The sequence below is a fragment of the Micromonospora sp. RV43 genome, from assembly GCF_001029515.1.
Lineage (GTDB): Bacteria > Actinomycetota > Actinomycetes > Mycobacteriales > Micromonosporaceae > Micromonospora > Micromonospora aurantiaca.
In genome coordinates this window covers 1-20,744 of record NZ_LEKG01000140.1, presented here as the reverse complement: position 1 = coordinate 20,744, position 20,744 = coordinate 1, and the positions used below count along the sequence as shown (strand labels likewise).

Annotated in this window: 19 protein-coding genes; 10 read left to right on the top strand and 9 right to left on the bottom strand. The window is 73.1% G+C overall.

The window, feature by feature from the left end; all coding sequences use genetic code 11:
* Positions 1–392: 392 nt before the first annotated feature.
* The 3 genes from ABD52_RS27270 (at position 393) to ABD52_RS27265 (ending at position 1,996) form a co-directional block, all read left to right on the top strand.
* Complete coding sequence (locus ABD52_RS27270) at positions 393–1,016, top strand: DedA family protein (protein WP_047893670.1); 624 nt, start codon at positions 393–395, stop codon at positions 1,014–1,016.
* A gap of 38 nt (positions 1,017–1,054) precedes the next feature.
* On the top strand, positions 1,055–1,237 hold the full coding sequence (locus tag ABD52_RS39350; protein ID WP_141722566.1) for a hypothetical protein: 183 nt from the start codon (positions 1,055–1,057) through the stop codon (positions 1,235–1,237).
* Positions 1,238–1,333: 96 nt separating this feature from the next.
* On the top strand, positions 1,334–1,996 hold the full coding sequence (locus ABD52_RS27265; RefSeq protein WP_047893669.1) for a DUF998 domain-containing protein: 663 nt from the start codon (positions 1,334–1,336) through the stop codon (positions 1,994–1,996).
* 24 nt (positions 1,997–2,020) lie between these two features.
* Here ABD52_RS27265 and ABD52_RS27260 read toward each other — a convergent pair whose 3' ends face one another.
* Positions 2,021–3,424 (bottom strand): NAD(P)H-quinone dehydrogenase, encoded by a 1,404-nt coding sequence (locus ABD52_RS27260; protein WP_013284021.1) that lies wholly within the window; start codon positions 3,422–3,424, stop codon positions 2,021–2,023.
* A gap of 106 nt (positions 3,425–3,530) precedes the next feature.
* On the opposite strand from ABD52_RS27260, the gene ABD52_RS27255 reads away from it, so the two are divergent.
* Positions 3,531–3,986, top strand: a complete 456-nt coding sequence (locus ABD52_RS27255) for a gamma-glutamylcyclotransferase (RefSeq protein ID WP_013284020.1) — start codon at positions 3,531–3,533, stop codon at positions 3,984–3,986.
* A 74-nt stretch (positions 3,987–4,060) separates the two neighbouring features.
* On the opposite strand, the gene ABD52_RS27250 is transcribed toward ABD52_RS27255, so the two are convergent.
* From ABD52_RS27250 to ABD52_RS27235, 4 genes are read right to left on the bottom strand one after another with little or no spacing between them, the layout of a single operon-like run.
* Complete coding sequence (locus tag ABD52_RS27250; RefSeq protein WP_013473987.1) at positions 4,061–5,023, bottom strand: GNAT family N-acetyltransferase; 963 nt, start codon at positions 5,021–5,023, stop codon at positions 4,061–4,063.
* 42 nt (positions 5,024–5,065) lie between these two features.
* Positions 5,066–5,806, bottom strand: coding sequence for a hypothetical protein (locus ABD52_RS27245; protein ID WP_047893668.1), 741 nt, complete (start codon positions 5,804–5,806; stop codon positions 5,066–5,068).
* Positions 5,807–5,849: 43 nt separating this feature from the next.
* Positions 5,850–6,776 (bottom strand): hypothetical protein, encoded by a 927-nt coding sequence (locus ABD52_RS27240; protein ID WP_047893667.1) that lies wholly within the window; start codon positions 6,774–6,776, stop codon positions 5,850–5,852.
* 2 nt (positions 6,777–6,778) lie between these two features.
* A complete protein-coding gene (locus ABD52_RS27235) occupies positions 6,779–7,408 on the bottom strand; it encodes an MBL fold metallo-hydrolase (RefSeq protein ID WP_013473986.1) in 630 nt (209 codons plus the stop codon).
* Positions 7,409–7,532: 124 nt separating this feature from the next.
* Here ABD52_RS27235 and ABD52_RS27230 point away from each other — a divergent pair, with 124 nt between their 5' ends.
* Positions 7,533–8,528, top strand: a complete 996-nt coding sequence (locus ABD52_RS27230) for a DUF4349 domain-containing protein (RefSeq protein WP_047893666.1) — start codon at positions 7,533–7,535, stop codon at positions 8,526–8,528.
* On the opposite strand, the gene ABD52_RS27225 is transcribed toward ABD52_RS27230, so the two are convergent.
* Positions 8,485–9,744 carry an amidohydrolase gene (locus tag ABD52_RS27225; RefSeq protein ID WP_047893665.1) on the bottom strand — a complete coding sequence of 420 codons (1,260 nt, stop codon included), beginning with the start codon at positions 9,742–9,744 and terminating at the stop codon, positions 8,485–8,487. The genes ABD52_RS27230 and ABD52_RS27225 overlap by 44 nt on opposite strands.
* 472 nt (positions 9,745–10,216) lie before the next feature.
* Positions 10,217–11,800: a methylmalonyl-CoA mutase gene (locus ABD52_RS27220; RefSeq protein WP_047893664.1), complete on the bottom strand. Its 1,584-nt coding sequence runs from the start codon at positions 11,798–11,800 to the stop codon at positions 10,217–10,219.
* A 203-nt stretch (positions 11,801–12,003) separates the two neighbouring features.
* Here ABD52_RS27220 and ABD52_RS27215 point away from each other — a divergent pair, with 203 nt between their 5' ends.
* Positions 12,004–14,022: a serine/threonine-protein kinase gene (locus ABD52_RS27215; RefSeq protein ID WP_047893663.1), complete on the top strand. Its 2,019-nt coding sequence runs from the start codon at positions 12,004–12,006 to the stop codon at positions 14,020–14,022.
* A gap of 49 nt (positions 14,023–14,071) precedes the next feature.
* Positions 14,072–15,736: a phospho-sugar mutase gene (locus tag ABD52_RS27210; protein ID WP_047893662.1), complete on the top strand. Its 1,665-nt coding sequence runs from the start codon at positions 14,072–14,074 to the stop codon at positions 15,734–15,736.
* 88 nt (positions 15,737–15,824) lie between these two features.
* Here the strand turns inward: ABD52_RS27210 and ABD52_RS27205 are convergent, their stop codons facing one another.
* Positions 15,825–16,499, bottom strand: a complete 675-nt coding sequence (locus tag ABD52_RS27205) for a GPP34 family phosphoprotein (RefSeq protein WP_013284010.1) — start codon at positions 16,497–16,499, stop codon at positions 15,825–15,827.
* Between the two features lie 193 nt (positions 16,500–16,692).
* Positions 16,693–17,325 carry a uracil phosphoribosyltransferase gene (gene upp, locus ABD52_RS27200; RefSeq protein ID WP_013284009.1) on the bottom strand — a complete coding sequence of 211 codons (633 nt, stop codon included), beginning with the start codon at positions 17,323–17,325 and terminating at the stop codon, positions 16,693–16,695.
* Positions 17,326–17,461: 136 nt separating this feature from the next.
* Between upp and deoC the strand changes: the two genes are divergently transcribed.
* Genes deoC through ABD52_RS27185 form a run of 3 tightly spaced genes read left to right on the top strand, consistent with a single transcriptional unit; the run spans position 17,462 to position 20,674 of the window.
* Complete coding sequence (gene deoC / locus ABD52_RS27195) at positions 17,462–18,421, top strand: deoxyribose-phosphate aldolase (protein WP_047893661.1); 960 nt, start codon at positions 17,462–17,464, stop codon at positions 18,419–18,421.
* A gap of 5 nt (positions 18,422–18,426) precedes the next feature.
* Positions 18,427–19,857: an aldehyde dehydrogenase family protein gene (locus tag ABD52_RS27190; RefSeq protein WP_013284007.1), complete on the top strand. Its 1,431-nt coding sequence runs from the start codon at positions 18,427–18,429 to the stop codon at positions 19,855–19,857.
* The gene (locus tag ABD52_RS27185; RefSeq protein ID WP_047893660.1) at positions 19,850–20,674 is read left to right on the top strand and encodes an aldehyde dehydrogenase family protein; all 825 of its coding nucleotides are present in this window, start codon (positions 19,850–19,852) and stop codon (positions 20,672–20,674) included. Before ABD52_RS27190 ends, ABD52_RS27185 begins: the two co-directional genes overlap by 8 nt.
* The last annotated feature ends 70 nt before the right edge of the window (positions 20,675–20,744 follow it).

The following is a 20,744-nucleotide window of genomic DNA, read 5'->3' as shown; positions in this document are numbered from 1 at the left end:
ACTGAGGCCGGTAAACAAGGGTAGAACCGAGTAAAGTCCGGTAGGTGAAAGTCCAGCTCAGACCGCAGATCACGCGGTGAGTCGAGGCCATGAAGAGGCGGGTCGCCGGCACGGGACCTGCCGGCGACCCGCGGCGGCCCGGGCATCGGGAACGGGGGACCCGACGGCTCCGGTGCCGCGTCCGACCAACGGTACGCCGGGAATCGACGACGCGCCGCCCCGCCCCGGCGCGTATGCCCCGGTGACCCGTCACTCGCGGGCGGGCCGCCTCGTTTCACATCTACGGCCTGCCGGTGTCGGCTGTCACCGTGCGGTGGGGCCGGTGGTGGTGACGCCGGGCACGGCGTCAGGCTCGATCCGGTCGAACGGAGAACTCCGGCGAGGTGGCGGTCGTGGCCGAACTCATCTCTGACGTCGCGTCGCCCATGTGGGCGTACGCGCTGCTGCTGATCCTGCTGATCGCCGACGCCTTCGTCCCGGTGGTGCCGACCCAGCTCGTCATGATCACCAGTGGGGCGCTGACGGTGTACGGCGGGCTCAGCCTGCCGCTCACCATCGCGGTCGGCGCTGCCGGTGTGTTCATCGGTGACCTGGCCTGCTACCTGATCGGCCGCAGCACGCCGACCCGCCGCGCGGCACGCGCCACGCCACCCGGACGGGCACGCCGCGCCGTCACCCGGGTCACCCGTGGGCTGCGCGAACCGGGGCCAATGGTGATCCTGCTCTGCCGTTTCGTACCCGGCGGCCGGATGGCTGCCTGCTTCTCGGCCGGGCGCAGCCGCTACCCGTACCGCCGGTTCCTGCCGTACGAGGCGGCGGCGGCGCTCGCCTGGTCCAGCTACGGCACGCTCGTCGGCCACCTGGGCGGTACGGCGCTGACCCACTCGGCGTGGCGGCTGCTGCTGATCGGTGGGGTGGCCGCTGCGGGGTTCGCGCTGGCCGGGTGGGCGATGACCTGGATCAGCAGCACCCGGCAGACCCGCGCCGAGGCCACCGCCGACTCCGCCGGCAGCTGACCCCCGAGCACCTGATCGACGTAAAGGAAGCACAGGCCATGAGCGACGCGGCGAGATGGCACGACGTCAAGGCCAGGGCCCGGCGAATCGATCCTTCGTGGGACGACGCCGAGCGCGCGGCTCGGCGCAGACATCTCAGGGAGCAGATGCTGGCATCGATCGCCGCCGCGCAACCGGCGGGAGACCGGGCGGACGATCCACCTCGACCCGACCTCACCTGACGCGGTTCTCGGGGGGCCGGTAGGGGACGACCCGGGGAGCGAAGTGGGTGGTGGTCCCGGATCCGTCTGGGGCGGTTCCGGCGACAGGCTGGCCGTATGCCTGGAACGCGGAGCAGCGGCCTGCTGGCCCTCGGCGGGATCGTCCTGGCGGCGGTGCTCGCGATGGTCGGTCATCTCGAGGTGAGCGACGACCTGGATCCCTGGTCGCTGACCGTCAGCGACTTCGCCGTCTCCGACCGGGGCGGCGTCATCGACACCGCGATGGCGGTGCTCGCGGCGGCCAGCCTGGTCCTGCTGCCGTCGCTGCGCCGGGCCGGTGCGGGCCGCGTGCCGCTCGCGCTGCTGACCGCCTGGTCGGCCGGGCTGCTGGCCGCCGCCGTGGTGCCCACGAACGAGCCGGGCACGCCCATGGACACCGCCGCGTACGTGCACCGGTACGCCTCGGTGCTGTCGTTCCTGGCCCTGCCGGTGGCCGGCTGGCTGCTCGCCCGTCACCCGGTCGCCGGAGCCGCCGCCTGGCTGCGCGGACTGACCGTGGCCAGCCTGGTGCTGGCGGGCGCGATGATCTGGTCCGCCTACCCCGGCGACCGGGCCCTGCTGGGCCTGATCGAGCGCCTGCTCATCCTCACCGAGACAGCCGTCATAACCACCCTGGCCCTGCACGCCACCCTGAACCCCAGGACCAGCGCCGTCGATCATGCAGTTGCGACCCCGCACGGACCGGGCATACCGGTCAAATCGGGGGCCACAACTCCATGATCGACGAATGCTTGCGAACGGCTGCTACTCCAGCTCGTGGAGCATGAGCTGGCGGGCGGCCTCGGTGATGGAGCCGGACAGGCTCGGGTAGATGGTGATGGTGTGGGCCAGCTCGTTGACGGTGAGGTTGTTCTCCACCGCCATCGTGATCGGCAGGATCAGCTCGCTGGCCTTCGGCGCCACCACCACGCCGCCGATCACCTGGCCGCTCGCCGGCCGGCAGAACAGCTTGACGAAGCCGTCGGCCAGGTCGTCCATCTTCGCCCGGGCGTTGCCGGACAGCGGCAGCATCACCTGGCGGGCCGGGGTCTTGCCGGCGTCCACCTCGTCCTGGGAGACGCCGACGGTGGCCAGCTCCGGGTCGGTGAAGACGTTCGCCGCGACGGTGCGCAGCCGCAGCGGCCGGACCGCCTCGCCCAGCGCGTGCCACATGGCGATGCGGCCCTGCATGGCCGCGACGCTCGCGAGCGGCAGCACGCCGGTGCAGTCGCCCGCCGCGTAGATGCCCGGCACGTTGGTACGCGAGACCCGGTCGACAGTCACGTAACCGCCCCGGGCCAGCTCCACGCCGTACTCGGCCAGGCCCAGGTCAGCGGTGTTCGGGATCGAACCGACAGCGATCAGCGCGTGCGATCCGGTGACCTGGCGGCCGTCGGAGAGCACCACCTCCACCCCGTCGCCGACACGGCGGACCGCCTCGGCGCGGGAGTTGTTCAGGATGCTCATGCCCCGGTTGCGGAACACCCGCTCGATCGCCGACGCGGCGTCGGCGTCCTCGTGCGGCATGACCCGGTCCCGGCTGGACACGAGCGTGACCTTGACGCCCATGGCGAGGTACGCGCTGGCGAACTCGGCACCGGTCACGCCGGAGCCGACCACGATCAGGTGCTCGGGCAGCTCGGGCAGGTCGTACACCTGGCGCCAGGTCAGGATGCGCTCGCCGTCCGGTACGGCGGTGGGCAGCTGGCGGGGGGTCGCGCCGGTCGCGACGAGCACCGTCGACGCGGCGATGGAGTATTCGGCGCCGCCGTCGGCCGGGGTGACGATCACCCGGTGGGTGTGGCCGAGCGTGTCCTCGCCGAGCCGGGCGGTGCCGGCGACGAACTCGACGCCGGCCTTGACGAGCTTGGTGTGGATGTCGGCGGACTGGGCCAGCGCGAGCCGCTTGACCCGCTCGTGCACCGCCCGCGCGTCGACGGTGACCGCCTCCAGGCCGTCGGAGTGCACGCCGAACTCCTCGGTGTCCCGGTAGCCGGTGACCACCTCGGAGCTGGCGATGAACGTCTTGGAGGGCACGCAGTCGGAGAGCACGCAGGCGCCGCCGGCGCCCTCCGCCTCGACCACTGTGACATCGGCGTCCAGCTGTGCGGCGACCAGAGCCGCCTCGTACCCGGCCGGCCCGCCGCCGATGATCACGATCTGGCTCACAGAGCCATCCCTTCGTCGAAGCTCACAGTGACTTTCTTCTCCCCGTCCCGTCCGACACGCACTGTCGTATTCTCCCCCACCCGTCGGCCGGGCTATCGTCGTCGCCGTGCGTCTCTACGCTGCTTACGGCTCGAACCTGGACCCCGCCCGCATGCGCGCCTACTGCCCGCATTCGCCGATGGTGGGCACCGGCTGGCTTGAGGGGTGGCGGCTCACCTTCGCCGGCGAGGACGTCATCGGGTGGGAGGGCTCGGTCAGCACCGTGGTCGAGTCCCCCGGTGACCGGGTGTTCGTGGCGCTCTACGACATCCACCCGTACGACGCCGCGCAGCTCGACGAGATCGAGGGCGTGACGGCCGAGACGTACCGCAGGCTGACCGTCCGCGTCTCGACGCTCGACGGCGACGTGACCGCGTGGGTCTACGTGTTCGACGGGTACGAGGGCGGGCTGCCCACGGCGTGGTACCTCTCGGAGATCGCGAACGCCGCGGAGAAGGCGGGCGCGCCGGACGACTACGTCACCGAGCTGCGGTCCCGCCCCACCGGCACCGCGTCCGCGTAGCGCGTCTCCCACACCGACAGTCTGCGCCGCGCGGCCCTACGGGCGCTCGGCGACCCCGGTACGCGGGTGCCGGGTCACACCCGCGAGGCGGGCACACTCCGCTCGTACATGTCGGTCCAGCGCTCCTCCACCAGCCCGACGGAGCGGTAGAGCGTGACCGGCGCGGTCGGGTTGGCCAGGTCGACGCCCAGCCCGGCCCCGGCGCGGCCCTTCGCCGCGTAGACCGCGAAGGCCCGGCGCAGCAGCGCCGCACCCACCCCGCGACGCCGGTACGCGGGCAGCACCGACAGCGTCCGCACCCACCCGAGGTCCTGGTCGAGCGCCTGGTCGGAGGACTGGAGCGCACCGGCCGGCTCGCCGTCGACCTCGGCCAGGAACCACTCGTCCCAGACCTTGCCGTACGACGGCAGCAGCTCCCGCCACTGCTCGAAGTCGAGCGGGTCGTGGTCCGGGGTGTCCCGGAACGCGGTGTCGTAGATCCGGTGGAACAGCCGCAGGTCGCTCTCGTCGTCGGCGCGCAGCGGCCGCACCGTCACCCCGGGCGGGGGCGCCGGCTCGGCGGGCAGGTCGGCGAACGAGCGACTCATCCGGATGTAGCGCTTGATCCGGGTGAACCCGGCCTCGGTCAGCTCACCGGCCCAGCGGGTCTCCGGCGCGTACACCCCGGTGCGCGCGGTCAGCGCGGGCAGGCCGCGCTCGGCGGCCCGCTCGGCGACGCGTTCCAGCAGCCGGGCAAGCAGCGGCGCGCGCAGGTCGGCGCCGCGGTCGGGGTCGACGAGGACGTCCACCCACTCCCGGCCCACGCCGCTCGGGTTGGCCAGGATCGACCAGGCCACCGCCGTACCGTCCGGGTCGGTGACCAGCCAGGAGTCCCGGTCCGGGTCGACGAACGGCGCGGTCAGCGCGGACCGCACGTCCTCGTCGTCGAAGTCCGGGTAGCCCACGGCGAAGGTGTCGGAGGCGTGCACCACCGCGAGGATCGCGGGCACGTCGTCGAGGGTCGGGCGGCGGGCCGACCAGCCGGCGGGGAGCGTCACGGGCCAGATCCTGGCAGCCGGACCGGCCGGATCGCCTCCCATTTATCCGCCGCGGGCGCGTAGCCGCGCGGCGCCGAGCAGACCCAGCAGCTCAGCGCCCTCGGCCGCGTCCAGCGCGCGGAACGCCGCCGACGCCAGCCGGTCGGTCACCGCCTCGGCCCACAGCCGGCGCCGCACCAGCGGCCCGACCGGCGGGTACGGGGGCGCCCAGCCGCACGCCGCAGCGCCCGCCTCGCCCTCCGGCCCGGCCAGCACCGCCTCCAGCGGCGTCAGCCCGGCCGCGCGCACCGCCAGCAGGTACGCCCCGGCGAAGTGCTCGCGCAGCAGCAGCATGCCGACAGCCGCCCGCGCACCCGGGGACGGATCGGGCACGGGCATGGCCCGCCAGGCGGCGAACAGTGGCATGCCGCTGCCGTCCGCCGCGTCGACCGCCCGGCCCAGCAGCGCGGCGAGCCGCGACGACTCGGCGCCGTCGCCCAGCCGGGCGGTGCCCCACCGGCAGCACTCGGCCAGGTTGGCGGCGGCCACCTCCAGCGGCGGGACGGTCCGCGCGGCGGCGTCCCAGCCGTCCGTGACCGCCTCCGGCGCGATGAAGCCGAGCGCCGCGGCCACCGTCTCGGCGCGGACGTCGCCGAGCGCACCGGCCCGCCCGGTGATGTAGAAGGCCCATCCGGAGATGCCCAGCAGCCGCGCCCGGCGCAGCGTGGACGGGCAGCGGGCGAACGCCTCCCCGAGTTCGAGCACCAGCGGTTTGCAGGCGGCGGCGAGCTGTTCCGGAGTCATCGGCCGCCCGTCACCGTCACTCCACCGAAGCCATTCATCACGCTCAGTCTGCCGCGTGGTCACCGGTGTCGGCATCCCCCTCTTCGGCGTCGAGCGCCTCCAACACGGCCTCCACCTCACCGGCGCGGCGCCGGGCCGCTGTGACCACCCGTTCCGCGCCCCGGCGGGCCAGCCGGGCCCGGCTCAGCTCCTGCTCGGCGACGGCCCGTCGACGCTCCAGCTCGGCCAGCTCGGTCTCGATCCGGTCCAGCGTCGCGGCGCCGTCCCGCTCGGCCGCGTCGGCCGTCGCCAGCTCCTTCTCGGCCCGGTCCAGGTCCGCGCGGGCCCGGGTCAGCTCCCGGGTCGCGGTCCGCCGCCGCCCGGCCCGTTCGGCCCGCGCCGCCCGCTCGTCGCGGGCCCGGCGCGCGTCGGCCCGCTCGACCGCCCGATCCGGTACGACCGGCGCCTCCTCGCCCCCTGTCACGAGCCGGAGCTGGGGGCGGGGCACCTCGCCGAACCCGGCGTAGTGGCTGGCCCGCAGCAGGCGTCCGGCGCGTACCTGCTCGGCCACCTCGGTGTCCGACAACGCGGCGTTGAGTGTCGCCTCCACCTCACCCAGCGGCAGCTTCCCGGCCGGGGGCGCGGCGGGTTCGGCGGCGGCCAGCCGGCGTACCTCCGCCACCAGCGCGCCCACGACGGCGCGCCGCTGCGCGGAGAGTTCCCGCAGCGTGCCGCCGCGCAGGTCGCGTTGCGCGGCGCGCAGCGACTCGGCGAGCTGGGTGAGGTCGGCGACCAGCTCGGGACGGCGGATCGCCAGCAGGTTGACCAGCCACGCCGCCACTGTGGGCCGGCGAAGCTTGCCGATCTCCCGGGCGGTACGCGGGTCGCCGGACTGCCGCGCCTGCGCGACGGCGGCGTCCCGGGCCGCCACGAACCGGTCCGGCGGCGTGGCGTAGAGCTGCCGGACCACCTCCGCGGGCACCTCGGCCATGCTCAGGCGTCGATCCGGGTGCCCGGCTCCAGACGGCGGTAGTCGGTGTTGGACATCGCCGTGTACTGCCGGTCCAGCACACCGAAGCCGTTGTCGTTGAGCAGCCCGTCGTGCAGTGCGTACGCCCGGCGCGGCGCGACCGCGCGGATGAAGTCGAGCACCTCGGAGAACTTCGACCAGGGCGCGTGGATCGGGGCGAACAGCGTGTCGACCTGCACGTCGTCGGGCACGAACAACGCGTCGCCCGGGTGGTACACCACGTCGGCGAAGAGGTAGCCGATGTTCTGGATCACCGGGATGTCCGGGTGGATGACCGCGTGCTGCCCGCCGTACGTCCGCACCGGCGTCCCGGCGACTGTGAGCGACTGTCCGGGCTCGACCGTCACCAGCGCCTCGGCGGCGTCGCCGAGCACCCCGGCGAGCGAGGCGGGACCGTGCACCGGCACCGGCCGCCGCTCCAGCGCCCGGGTCAGCGCGGCGACGTCCACATGGTCCGGGTGTTCGTGGGTGATCAGCACCGCGTCCGCCCCGTCCAGCGCCGCCGGATCGCTGAAGACACCCGGGTCGACGACGAGCACCGCACCGTCGTGCTCCAGCCGGAGACAGGAGTGGGCGTACTTGGTGACCTGCATCGTGACTCCTCGATTATCGAATCGTGATGTCCTCAGCGCAGTCTGCCGGAACCGGCGCGACCACGCGTCACGTCCGAGGTATCGGTCCCGGTGGGCGGGGCCGTCGACGATCGGAGTACGGGGTATGGGTGGACGACGACTCCGGGGCGTGGCCCTGGTGGCTGTGGGTCTGATAGCGGCGCTGGGTGTGGGCGCGTGCGGGGCGGGCGGTGACAGTGGCAGCGACTCGGCCGCGCCGGCCGCCGACGGAGGCGCGGGACGCGAGCAGGCCGCCGAGGGCGGCGCTGACGGCGGTGGCGCGGACCGCGACCAGGCCGCCCCCGGCGGCACCGGCGGCGCGGACCTGCGGGTCGACCAGCGGTCCATCATCTACACCGGGACCATGCAGGTCCGGGTGGACGATGTGGAGGCCGCCGCGCGGGAGGCGACCACAGCTGTGACAGCGGCCGGCGGGTTCGTCGGCGCGGACCGGCGGTCGAGCCGGGCCGCCGAGGCGCGGGCCGCGCTGACACTGCGCGTGCCGGCGGACCGGTTCAGCGCGGTGATCGACCGGCTCGCCGGCCTCGGCCGGCAGGAGCGCCGGGAGATCCGCACCGAGGACGTCACCGAGCAGGTGGTGGACCTGGACGCCCGGATCGCCACCCAGCGGGCGCGGGTGGAGAGCGCCCGGAAGCTGCTCGCCCGGGCCACCTCGGTGGACGAGTTGGTGCGGCTGGAGAACGAGGTGGGCACCCGGCAGGCGGACCTGGCCTCGCTGGAGGCCCGCAAGCGCCGGCTGGCGGACCTGACCTCGCTCTCCACCATCACCGTGACGTTCCTCGGTCAGGACGCCAGCACCGCCGAGGAGGAGGCCGACCTGGGCTTCCTGACCGGGCTGGGCGGCGGCTGGACGGCGTTCCTGGCCTCGGCCCGGGTCCTGCTCACAGTGCTCGGCGCGGTGCTGCCCTTCGCGGTCGTGATCGGCGTACCGCTGTGGTTGCTGCTCCTGTGGCGGCGCCGGGTGCGGGCCCGGCGGACGCCGCCGCCCGGCCCGAACCCGGCGGCGCCGGTACCGCCGGGACCGCCCGGCGGTCCGGTCAGCGCGCCGCCGCCAGTGCCCGCAGCGCGGTCTGGACCATGAGGCGTACGCCCGCCTCGATGGCCCGCTCGTCCACGTCGAACGAGGCCCGGTGCAGGTCCACGTTGGGCCCGCTGCGGCCGACGCCGAGGCGGGCGAGCGCGCCGGGCACGTGCTCCAGGTACCAGGAGAAGTCCTCGCCGCCCATGCTCTGCGGCGTCTCGGCGATGCCGTCGGGGCCGAGCGCCGCGGCGGTGGCCGCGGTGAGCACACCGATGGCACCGGCGTCGTTGGTCACCGGGGGCCGGCCACGCAGGTATTCCAGGTCGACAGTGGCGCCGGTGGGGGCGAGCACGTCCCGCACCACCTGAGCCACGATCTCGGGCGCCTGGTCCCAGGTGTCGCGGTCCATCACCCGCAGGGTGCCGGCCGCGCACGCCTCGGACGGGATGACGTTGTAACGGGTGCCGGCCGAGGCGTGGCCGAACACCAGCAGCAGCCCGCTGTTGGCCGGCACCCGGCGGCTGATCAGCGTCGGCACCTCGGTGACCAGCCGGCCGAGCGCGTCCACCAGGTCGACGGTCAGGTGCGGGCGGGCGGTGTGCCCGCCGGGCCCGGTGAGCCGGACGGTGACGTTGTCGGCGGCGGCGGTGATCGGCCCGACCCGCAGGCCGACCTTGCCCACCGGCAGGTTCGGGTCGCAGTGCAGCGCGAAGATCTGCACCACGTCGTCCAGGCCACCGGCCTCGATGACCTCCAGCGAGCCGCAGGGCAGGATCTCCTCGGCCGGCTGGAAGATCAGCCGGACCCGGCCGTCGAGGCGGCCCGTGTCGGCGAGCTGGGCCAGCAGCATGCCGACGCCGAGCATCACCGACGTGTGCACGTCGTGGCCGCAGGCGTGGCAGACGCCCTCCACGGTCGAGCGGTACGGCACGTCCTTCGGGTCGCTCAGCGGCAGCGCGTCGATGTCGGCGCGGAGCGCGATGACCGGGCCGTCCGGGCGTCCGTCGATGTCGCAGATGACGCCGTTGCCCTTCGGCAGCAGGCGCGGCTTGAGACCGGCGAGGGACAGCTCACGGTGCACCAGCGCGGCCGTCTCGAACTCCTCGCCGGACAACTCCGGGTGGGAGTGGATGTGACGGCGCGTTTCGATGAGGCCGGGTACGCGCAGCGCGAGCAGATGGTCGAGCTCGAAGGGCAGGGGCTGGTAACCGGTCGGCGCCTCGGGCCGGGACGACGACAGCAGGCCGCCGGAAGGCAGCGTCAACGCACTCGTCACGTCGAATTCTCGATCACTAGAAGTGGATGGATCTTCGGGTCGGACAGCAGACAGCCTAGACCTCCGGCGGTGACGCTGCGCAACATCTTTCGCGTAGCGGTCGGACCGCGCAGCGTCACGAATGCCCTGGTGAGAGGGCTCGAATATCTGCGGGACAGCAGGTAGATCGCGGTCGAACGCCGTCATCCGCCTCCCACCTCCTACAACGCGTAACCGTTTCATCGGTCACAAATAACGACCCGTCGTTCCGAATTGTCGCATTAGTCGCGGCAATTAACTGCCGCTCCGACAATTGCACGACAACTGTCGGCTGCCGGAAGACTCCCGACGGTGACACGAGCGTCCGACCGCCGACCGCACACGCTGTCCGTCCCGTTCACCCGATCCGGTTACCCGAATCGCCGAATCGCACACGCGAAGGCGGCCCGCGCCGCACACCGAGGGTGTACGACGGGGCCGCCTCCGGACAGTTTCAGAACCGGTCGCTGGGCCGGTAGATCCCCCACACCTCGCGCAGCGTCCCGCAGACCTCGCCGACCGTGGCGCGGGCGCGCAGCGCCTCCTTCATCGGGTAGAGCACGTTGGTGTCCCCCTCGGCGGCGGCGCGCAGCTCCGCCAGGGCCCGCTCGACCGCGCCGGAGTCCCGCTCCGCGCGCAGCCGGGCCAGCCGCTCCCCCTGCGCCGCCTCGATCGACGGGTCGACCCGCAGCGGCTCGTACGGCTCCTCCTCGTCGATCCGGAACCGGTTGAGCCCGACCACCACCCGCTCACCCGAGTCGATCTCCTGGGCGATCCGGTACGCGGACTGCTCGATCTCCCGCTTCTGGAACCCGGCCTCGATCGCGTCCACCGCCGAACCGTGGTCGAAGACCCGGTCCATCAGCTCGGTGGCGGCCGCCTCCACCTCGGCGGTCATCGCCTCCACCACGTACGACCCGGCGAACGGGTCGACGGTGGCGGTCAGGTCCGTCTCGTACGCCAGCACCTGCTGGGTCCGCAGCGCCAGCCGGGCCGCCTTCTCGGTGGGCAGCGCGATGGCCTCGTCGAAGCTGTTGGTGTGCAGCGACTGGGTGCCGCCGAGCACCGCGCCGAGGCCCTGCACCGCCACCCGGACCAGGTTCACCTCCGGCTGCTGGGCGGTGAGCTGCACGCCGGCGGTCTGGGTGTGGAACCGCAGCATCATCGACTTCGGGTTCTTCGCGCCGAACTCGTCGCGCATCAGCCGGGCCCAGATGCGCCGGGCCGCGCGGAACTTCGCGACCTCCTCCAGCAGCGTGGTGCGTGCCACGAAGAAGAACGACAGCCGGGGCGCGAAGTCGTCGACGGCCAGCCCGGCGGCGAGCGCCGCGCGGACGTACTCCACGCCGTTGGCGAGCGTGAACGCGACCTCCTGCGCGGGCGACGCGCCGGCCTCGGCCATGTGGTAGCCGGAGATGGAGATGGTGTTCCACTTCGGCACCTCGGCCCGGCAGTAGGCGAAGGTGTCGGCGACCAGCCGTAGCGAGGGCTTCGGCGGGAAGATGTACGTCCCCCGGGCGATGTACTCCTTGAGGATGTCGTTCTGGATCGTGCCGTTGAGCGACGCGCCGGGCACGCCGTTCTCCTCGGCCACGAGCTGGTAGAGCAGCAGCAGCACCGAGCCGGGCGCGTTGATGGTCATCGAGGTGGAGACCTTGTCCAGCGGGATGCCGCCGAACAGCGTGCGCATGTCCTCGATGGAGTCGATGGCGACGCCGACCTTGCCCACCTCGCCGTGCGCGATCGGGTCGTCCGAGTCGTACCCCATCTGGGTGGGCAGGTCGAACGCGACGGACAGGCCCATGGTGCCGGCGCGAAGCAGCTGGTGGTAGCGCGCGTTGCTCTCGGTCGCGGTGCCGAACCCGGCGTACTGTCGCATGGTCCAGGGCCGGGACGTGTACATCGTCGGGTAGACCCCGCGGGTGTACGGGAACTCGCCCGGCTCGCCCAGCCGGGCGTCCAGGTCCGCCGGAAGGTCTGCCGCCGTGTAGACGCCCTGGATCGGGAAACCCGACTCGCTTGACCGCGCATCGCTCATTACCGGATGGTAGGACGCGCAGACCGCCTGGTGGGTGAGGGATACCGCACACCTCGCGGCGGCGACCCACCGGAGGTGAGCGACCGACCACATACCGTCGAGTAGGTAAACGCCCGCCGCGTCGGGTTTCGCATCGGGCGTCGGAACCAGCAAGATAGAGGGGTTGTGTCCCAGCCCCCTCGATATCCCCCGGTGGCTTTTCTGTGACTCAGATTCCGACGTGGAGCGGCGGACCGGCCAGTCCCCCCACTGGACGCGCGGCGCCCGGCACCACCATCGGTGGTCGCTACTCGCTGCGCTCCCCGGTGGGCAACGGAGGCATGGGCACGGTCTGGCGGGCCACAGACACGTTGCTGCGCCGTGATGTGGCGGTCAAGGAGGTCGTCCTCCCGCCGGGGCTCGCCCCGAGCGACCGCGACGCGCTCTACGAACGGACGCTGCGGGAGGCCCGTGCCGCCGCCGCGATCCAGCACCCGGCAGTGGTGCAGGTCTACGACGTGGTCACCGAGGGTGGCCGCCCGTGGATCGTGATGGAGCTGCTGGACGCCCGCAGCCTGGCCGACATGGTGATCGAGGACGGGCCGGTCGCTCCGCGCGCCGTCGCCAAGATCGGGATCGCGCTGCTCGGCGCGCTGGAGGTGGCGCACGCGATCGGCGTGCTGCACCGCGACGTGAAGCCGGCCAACGTGCTGATCTGCACCGACGGCCGCTGCGTGCTCACCGACTTCGGCGTCGCCCGGATGCCCACCGACGTGCAGCTCACCACGCCCGGCATGGTGCTCGGCTCGCCGCACTTCATCTCGCCCGAGCGGGCCATGGGCCAGGAGTTCGGGCCGCCGAGCGACCTGTTCTCGCTCGGCGTGACGCTCTACACAGCGGTCGAGGGCCGGCCCCCGTTCGACAAGGGCGACCCGATCGAGACCATGCACGCCGTGGTCGAGGACCCGCCCGCCACGCCGCAGCGCAGCGGCCCGCTGACCGGCGTGCTGATGGGGCTGCTGGAGAAGGACCCGGCCCGCCGGATGGACGTGCACCGGGCCCGCGCCAACCTGCGCGAGCTGCTCGCCGGGCCGCTGACCAGCACCGCCACAGCCGTCAACTCGGTCACCGACCCGTACGCGGTGGTGCCGGTGCCGCGCCCGACCACGCCGCCGGCGATCGCGGCGGAGCCGAAGCCGAGCGGGCAGATCGGCGGCCGGGCGATGATCGGCCCGGACGAGTCGCTCACCGACCGGCTCGCCGCGCTGCGCCGCGGGGAGCGGCCCGCCGGCGAGAAGCCCTCGGCGGGTGCCGCAGCGCTCGACGAGACCAGCGCCGACGCGCTGGCCGGCCCGCTGCACACCCCGACCGGCGCGATGTCCGGGCCGGGCACGCCGGAGGCCACCCAGCGCATCTCGCCGGACGCCACGGTGCGGCTCGGCCAGGGCGCCGGAGCGGACGCGACCCAGGCGGTGCCGACCGCCTACGGCCGCACCGTCGACGCCACCCAGCCGGTGTACGGCGGCAACCAGTGGTCGGTGCCCGGCACCGGCCAGCCCTGGACCACAGCGGCCACCTCGCCACCGGCCGCCGGTGGTGGCGGCGCGGTCGGCGGCGCCAAGGGCCTGCTCGGGCGCGTGAAGGCGTGGCCGCGCAAGATCCAGCTCGCCGCCGCCGGTGGTCTCGCCGTGGTGCTGCTGGTGAGCGTGATCGCGCTGACCAGCGGCGGCGACGACGCTCCCCCGCCGATCGTGGGCGCGCTGCCGTCGAACTCGGCCGCCGCCTCGCCGGTGGAGATGCAGGAGCAGACCGTCAAGGGCGTGACCATCCAGGTGCCGAAGGGCTGGCAGCGGCAGACCGGCGGCCTCTACGTCGACTACGTCGACCCGGAGGACGAGGGCCGCAAGGTGCGGGTCATCGCCGAGGCGTGGGGCGGCACCTCGATCAGCTGGGCCGAGTTCGCCTCGCGGAACCTGAAGAAGAACAGCACCAAGAGCAAGACCTGCCCCGCCCCCTACACCGAGGTGTCGGTCTCCGAGCAGCCGCTGGCCGGGCAGACCGCCGGCCAGCTCGAATACACCTGCGGCGAGGGTGAGTCCATGCGCCACGGCATCTGGCGGGGCGTGGTCAAGGACGGCAAGGTCTACTCGTTCTACCTCTCCTCGACCGACGCGCGGTTCGCCGAGAGCAAGCCGATCTTCGACGCGATGGCCGGCTCGTTCCAGCTCACGGCGGCCAACTGAGTCGAGGCCGACGGCCAGTGGTGATCCGTCGCCGTGCTTTCATGAGGCAATGGCGGCGGAAACCACTGACCTTGACGACCTTCGCGTACGCGCCGAGCGCTGGCTCGCCGACGACCCGGACCCGGACGACCGCGTCGAGCTGCGCACGGTCCTCGACGGGCTGCCCGGCACGGCGGCCGACCTGGCCGACCGGTTCGCCGGCTCGCTGACGTTCGGCACCGCCGGGCTGCGCGGCCCGCTGCGGGCCGGGCCGAACGGCATGAACCTCGCCGTGGTCACCCAGGCCGCCGCCGGGCTCGTCGGCTGGCTCGCCGCCCAGGGCGGCGAGGGCCCGCTGGTGATCGGGTACGACGCCCGGCGCGGCTCCCGTGCCTTCGCCGAGCGCACCGCACAGGTGGCCACCGGTGCGGGTCGCCCGGCGCTGCTGCTGCCCCGGCCGCTGCCCACGCCCGTGCTGGCGTTCGCGGTCCGGCAGCTCGGCGCGGTCGCCGGGGTGATGGTCACGGCCAGCCACAACCCGCCGCAGGACAACGGCTACAAGGTCTACCTGGGCGCGCAGCTCGGCGGTGAGCTCGGCGCCGGCGCGCAGATCGTGCCGCCCGCAGACGCCGGCATCGAGGCGGCCATCCGGGCGGTCGGCCCGCTCGCGGCGGTGCCGCTCGGCCCGGCCGGTCAGGTGCTCGGCGACGACATGGTGACCGCGTACGTGGAGCAGGCCGCCGCGGTGGTGGACCCGGCCGGACCGCGGGACCTGAAGGTGGCGTACACGCCGCTGCACGGGGTTGGTGGCGTGGTGCTGACCGCCGCGTTCGCGCGCGCCGGTTTCGGCGTTCCAGGCGTGGTGCCCGAGCAGGCCGAGCCGGACCCGGCGTTCCCGACCGTGAGCTTCCCCAACCCGGAGGAGCCGGGCGCGGTGGACCTGCTCGTCGCGCTCGCCGACCGCACCGGCGCCGACCTCGCCGTCGCCAACGACCCGGACGCGGACCGCTGCGCGGTGGCCGTACGCGACGCCGGGTCCTGGCGGATGCTGCGCGGCGACGAGGTGGGCGCGCTGCTCGCCGACCACCTGATGCGGCGCGGCGTGACCGGCCTGTACGCCACCACGATCGTGTCGTCGGCGCTGCTGCGGGCCATGGCGGCCGCCCGGGGCCTGCCCTACGACGAGACGCTCACCGGGTTCAAGTGGATCGTGCGGGCCGGCGGGGGCCGGGAGCCGCTGGTGTACGGCTACGAGGAGGCGCTGGGCTACTGCGTCGCGCCGGGTCACGTCCGGGACAAGGACGGCATCACCGCCGCGCTGACGGTCGCCGAGCTGGCCGCCGGTCTCAAGGCCGAGGGCCGTACGCTCCTCGACCGGCTGGACGAGCTCGCAGCCGAGTTCGGTGTGCACCACACCGAGCAGCTCTCGGTCCGGGTGGAGGACCTGCGGGTGATCGCGGACTCGATGGCCCGGATCCGGGCGGCCACCCCGACCACGCTGCTCGGGCAGCCGGTGACCGAGGCGTCCGACCTGCTCCCCGACGCGGACGTGGTGATCCTGCGCACCGGCGCGGCCCGGGTGGTGATCCGGCCGTCGGGCACCGAGCCGAAGCTCAAGGCGTACCTGGAGGTGGTGGAGCCGGTGACCGGCGGCGACGTGCCCGCGGCCCGGCAGCGCGCGCGGGCCGCCGTCACCGAGCTGCGCAACGAGATCGCCGCCGCCCTGGGCCTCTGACCCCTGGTGCAAGGAAGGGCCCCTTGTTAACGCCTGGCGTTAACAAGGGGCCCTTCCTCTACCGGAGGCGTTAAGAGGGGGCCCTTCCTTACCGCTTGCCCAGGGCGGCGTCGACGGCCTGGCCCAGCGCGGCGATGACCAGGCTGATCGACGGGCGTACGACGCTGTCGTCCAGGCTCACCGTGCCGGAGAACCCGGCGCCGGCCGCGATCTCCTCCAGGCGCCGGCCGGCGTCCTCGGCGGCCGGGCCGGTCAGCCCCAGCGCGGGTTCCATCCGCAGCACCGCGACCAGCGTGGCCAGCGCGGCGGTCCGCTCGTCCGGGAGCTGCCCGCTGGTCAGCGCGTCGGCCAGCCGCTGCCGGATGTCCGCCTCGACCGAGGCGTCGGCCACCGGGTAGCGGTGCACGTGGATGAAGCCCAGCTCGGTCTCGTCGACGTCGCGGACCACGCCCCGGCCGCAGAGGTCGGAGAGGATCCGATCGCGCAGCCCGTGCCGCAGTCGCTGCACCCACGACGACGGCGTGTGCGGGGTATCCGCGGCGATCTTGGCGAGTACGGCGTCCGCGATCGGCTCGCCGGTCGGGGCCGGGTCGACCACCGCCAGGTTCCCGTCCGCGTACGCGACCCGTCCGGCCAGGGCCAGCTCGACCAGCACCGCGGCGGCCATGCCCAGGTCCAGGCTGATCCGTGGCATGGTGGCCTTGCCGGTTTCGTCGTCATACGCGAGGAGCAGCAGCTCCTCGGCGAGCGCAACACCAGTCATGGCCCGGAACGCTAGCGCCTCCCCGCACCCCCGCGCATCGACTCGCCGGGGCCGCCCGATTCACGGCGAGAGGGCCCTTCCCCGCGGGAAAGGGCCCTCTCCACCGAATCGCCGGATTGCCGGATTGCCGGCGGCGCGGCGACGCCGGAACCCCGGCGTCGCCGGTGCCGGATCCGGAACCCGGACGGCCTGGTCAGAAGCGGGGCATGCCGCCGAACTGGCGGTCGCCGGCGTCACCCAGGCCGGGGACGATGAACTTCGAGTCGTTCAGCCCCTCGTCGATCGAGGCGGTGACCAGGCGCAGCGGCAGGCCGGAGCGCTCCAGCCGCTCGATGCCGACCGGGGCGGCCAGCACGCACAGCACTGTGATGTCGGTGCAGCCCCGGTCGGCGAGCAGCCGGCAGCAGTGCTCCAGCGAGCCGCCGGTGGCGAGCATCGGGTCGAGCACCAGCACCGGCAGGCCGCTGAGGTCGCGCGGCAGCGACTCCATGTACGCGCGGGGCTCGTACGTCTCCTCGTCGCGGGCCAGGCCGACGAAGCCCATCGACGACTCGGGCAGCAGGCCGAGCGCGGCGTCGGCCATGCCGAGACCGGCCCGCAGCACCGGCACCAGCAGCGGCGGGTTCGCCAGCCGGCTGCCCTCGGTGGCGGTGACCGGGGTCTGGATCGAGTACTTCTCGACCGGGAAGGAGCGCGCGGCCTCGTACACCAGCATGGTGGTGAGTTCGCGCAGCGCCGCCCGGAACGACGACGAGTCGGTCCGGGCGTCCCGCATGGCGGTCAGCCGCGTCTGGGCGAGCGGATGGTCAATGACGTGTACGTCCACGATCGCTCAACCTACCGTTTGGCGGTCCGGCGCAGGGCGGGTGCGGTACGACCAGCGACACCGCTCACGTATGACGCTCACGACCGGTCGTCCGTGAGCAAGATCACTCGACTCGCGGGTGCGTACTATTCGGGGCATGACGGCGACAACGACGTCGGCCCGGTCGGACCTCACCGAGCTGGGACGATCCGAGACCGCTCTGCGGACCTTCCTGCACGGCCTGCCCGGCGTGGACCAGGTCGGCGCGGAGCAGCGGGCGGCGCAACTCGGCACCCGCTCCATCAAGACCACAGCCAAGGCCGAGGCGATCGACCTGGCGATCCGGATGGTCGACCTGACCACCCTCGAAGGGGCGGACACCCCGGGCAAGGTGCGGGCGCTGGCCGCGAAGGCGCTGCGCCCCGACCCGGCCGACCCGAGCTGCCCGCACGTCGGCGCCGTCTGCGTCTACCCGTCGATGGTCCCGTACGTGGCCGAGGTGCTGCGCGGCAGCGGCGTGCACCTGGCCAGCGTGGCGACCGCGTTCCCGTCCGGCCAGGCCCCGCTGGAGATCAAGCTCGCCGATGTGCGGGCGGCGGTCGAGGCGGGCGCGGACGAGATCGACATGGTGATCAACCGGGGCGCGTTCCTGGCCGGGCGCTACTCCGAGGTCTACGACGAGATCGTGGCCACCAAGGAGGCATGCGGGGACGCGCACCTCAAGGTCATCCTGGAGACCGGCGAGCTGGCCACGTACGACAACGTGCGCCGGGCGTCATGGCTCGCCATGCTCGCGGGCGGCGACTTCATCAAGACCTCCACCGGCAAGGTTCCGGTCGCGGCCACCCTGCCGGTGACGCTGGTGATGCTGGAGGCGGTCCGCGACTTCCGCGCCGCCACCGGGCGCCAGGTCGGCGTCAAGCCGGCCGGCGGCATCAAGACCACCAAGGACGCGATCAAGTACCTGGTCATGGTCAACGAGACAGTCGGCGCCGACTGGCTGAGCCCGGACTGGTTCCGGTTCGGCGCGTCGAGCCTGCTCAACGACCTGCTCATGCAGCGCACCAAGCTGACGACCGGCGTCTACGCCGGCCCCGACTACTTCACCCTGGACTGAACGCGATGTTCGAATACGCACCCGCCCCCGAGTCCCGCTCGGTGGTGGACATCAAGCCCTCGTACGGGCTCTTCGTCGACGGCGCGTTCGTCGACCCGGCCTCCGGCGGCAGCTTCAAGTCGGTGAACCCGGCCTCCGAGGAGGTGCTGGCCGAGATCGCCGAGGCGGGCGCCGACGACGTGGACCGCGCGGTCCGCGCCGCGCGGAGCGCGTACGAGAAGGTCTGGGGTCCGATGCCGGGCCGCGACCGGGCCAAGTACCTGTTCCGGATCGCTCGGCTCATTCAGGAGCGCTCGCGTGAGCTGGCGGTGCTGGAGTCGCTGGACAACGGCAAGCCGATCAAGGAGTCCCGCGACGTCGACCTACCGCTCGTCGCCGCGCACTTCTTCTACTACGCGGGCTGGGCGGACAAGCTCCCCCACGCGGGCTTCGGCCCCGACCCGAAGCCGCTCGGCGTGGCGGCCCAGGTCATCCCGTGGAACTTCCCGCTGCTCATGCTGGCGTGGAAGATCGCCCCGGCGCTGGCCGCCGGCAACACGGTGGTGCTCAAGCCGGCCGAGACCACCCCGCTGACCGCGCTGCTGTTCGCCGAGATCTGCCAGCAGGCCGACCTGCCCGCCGGTGTGGTGAACATCGTCACCGGCGCCGGCGACACCGGCCGGGCGCTGGTCGAGCACCCGGGCGTGGACAAGGTCGCGTTCACCGGCTCCACCGAGGTGGGCCGGGCCATCGCCCGCTCGGTCGCGGGCACCCGCAAGAAGCTCACGCTGGAGCTGGGCGGCAAGGCCGCGAACATCGTCTTCGACGACGCCCCGATCGACCAGGCCGTCGAGGGCATCGTCAACGGCATCTTCTTCAACCAGGGGCACGTCTGCTGCGCCGGTTCCCGGCTGCTGGTCCAGGAGTCGGTGGCCGACCGGGTGCTGGAGTCGCTGAAGCGCCGGATGGCCCAGCTCCGGGTCGGTGACCCGCTGGACAAGAACACCGACATCGGCGCGATCAACTCGGCCGAGCAGCTGGCCCGCATCCGGGAGCTGTCCGACGCCGGGTCCGCCGAGGGCGCGGAGCGCTGGTCGCCGCCGTGCGAGCTGCCCGAGCGCGGCTTCTGGTTCGCGCCGACCATCTTCACCGGCGTCACCCAGGCCCATCGGATCGCCCGCGAGGAGATCTTCGGCCCGGTGCTGTCCGTGCTGACGTTCCGCACCCCGGCGGAGGCCGTCGAGAAGGCCAACAACACGCCGTACGGGCTGTCGGCCGGGATCTGGACCGACAAGGGTTCCCGGATCCTGTGGCTGGCCGACCGGCTGCGCGCGGGCGTGGTGTGGGCCAACACGTTCAACAAGTTCGACCCGACGTCGCCGTTCGGCGGCTACAAGGAGTCGGGCTACGGTCGCGAGGGCGGCCGGCACGGGCTGGAGGGGTACCTCAATGTCTGAGCGGGTCGCGGTACGCAAGACGTACAAGCTCTTCATCGGCGGGAAGTTCCCGCGCAGCGAGTCGGGACGGTCGTATCTCGTGCAATCCGCGAACGTGTCTCTTGCCTCCCGGAAGGACGCGCGGGACGCGGTAGTCGCCGCCCGCGCCGCGGTGAAGGGCTGGGCCGGGGCGACCGCGTACAACAGGGGTCAGATCCTCTACCGGGTCGCCGAGATGCTGGAGGGCCGGCGCGAGCAGTTCGTCGCCCTGGGCGTCCCGGCCGACGAGGTGGACGCGGCGATCGACCGCTGGGTCTGGTACGCCGGTTGGTCCGACAAGCTGGCCCAGGTGTACGGCGGGGCGAATCCGGTGGCCGGCCCGTACTTCAACCTGTCCGCGCCGGAGCCCACCGGCGTGGTGGCGGTGGTGGCACCCGAGGAGCCCGCGCTGCTCGGCCTGGTGAGCGTGATCGCCCCGGCCATCGTCACCGGCAACACGGTGGTGGTGGCCGCCTCCCCGGCGGCGCCGCTGGCGGCGGTGACGCTGGCCGAGGTGCTCGCCACCTCCGACCTGCCCGGCGGGGTGGTCAACATCCTCACCGGCCGGCTGACCGAGACCGTGCCGACGCTCGCCGCGCACATGGACGTCAACGCGATCGACCTGACCGGCGTCGCCGACGCCGAGCTGGCGGCCGACCTGGAGATCAAGGCCGCGGAGAACCTCAAGCGGGTGCTCCGGCCGGCCCCGGCCGACCACGACTGGTACGCCGATCCCGGCATCACCCGGATGACCACGCTGCTGGAGACCAAGACGGTCTGGCACCCGAAGGGCGTCTGACCGGCGCAGCCCAGTCCGGCCCGAAGTGGCGGCACACCCCCAGCCGGGTTGCCGCCACTTCCCCTTCCAC

Bases quoted from the DNA above. Each gene is read 5' to 3' on its own strand.
- ABD52_RS39350 (WP_141722566.1), top strand. From the start codon at position 1,055: ATGAGCGACGCGGCGAGATGGCACGACGTCAAGGCCAGGGCCCGGCGA.
- ABD52_RS27265 (WP_047893669.1), top strand. From the start codon at position 1,334: ATGCCTGGAACGCGGAGCAGCGGCCTGCTGGCCCTCGGCGGGATCGTC.
- ABD52_RS27245 (WP_047893668.1), bottom strand. From the start codon at position 5,806: ATGACTCCGGAACAGCTCGCCGCCGCCTGCAAACCGCTGGTGCTCGAA.
- ABD52_RS27240 (WP_047893667.1), bottom strand. From the start codon at position 6,776: ATGGCCGAGGTGCCCGCGGAGGTGGTCCGGCAGCTCTACGCCACGCCG.
- ABD52_RS27235 (WP_013473986.1), bottom strand. From the start codon at position 7,408: ATGCAGGTCACCAAGTACGCCCACTCCTGTCTCCGGCTGGAGCACGAC.
- ABD52_RS27230 (WP_047893666.1), top strand. From the start codon at position 7,533: ATGGGTGGACGACGACTCCGGGGCGTGGCCCTGGTGGCTGTGGGTCTG.
- ABD52_RS27220 (WP_047893664.1), bottom strand. From the start codon at position 11,800: ATGAGCGATGCGCGGTCAAGCGAGTCGGGTTTCCCGATCCAGGGCGTC.
- ABD52_RS27210 (WP_047893662.1), top strand. From the start codon at position 14,072: ATGGCGGCGGAAACCACTGACCTTGACGACCTTCGCGTACGCGCCGAG.
- ABD52_RS27205 (WP_013284010.1), bottom strand. From the start codon at position 16,499: ATGACTGGTGTTGCGCTCGCCGAGGAGCTGCTGCTCCTCGCGTATGAC.
- deoC (WP_047893661.1), top strand. From the start codon at position 17,462: ATGACGGCGACAACGACGTCGGCCCGGTCGGACCTCACCGAGCTGGGA.
- ABD52_RS27190 (WP_013284007.1), top strand. From the start codon at position 18,427: ATGTTCGAATACGCACCCGCCCCCGAGTCCCGCTCGGTGGTGGACATC.
- ABD52_RS27185 (WP_047893660.1), top strand. From the start codon at position 19,850: ATGTCTGAGCGGGTCGCGGTACGCAAGACGTACAAGCTCTTCATCGGC.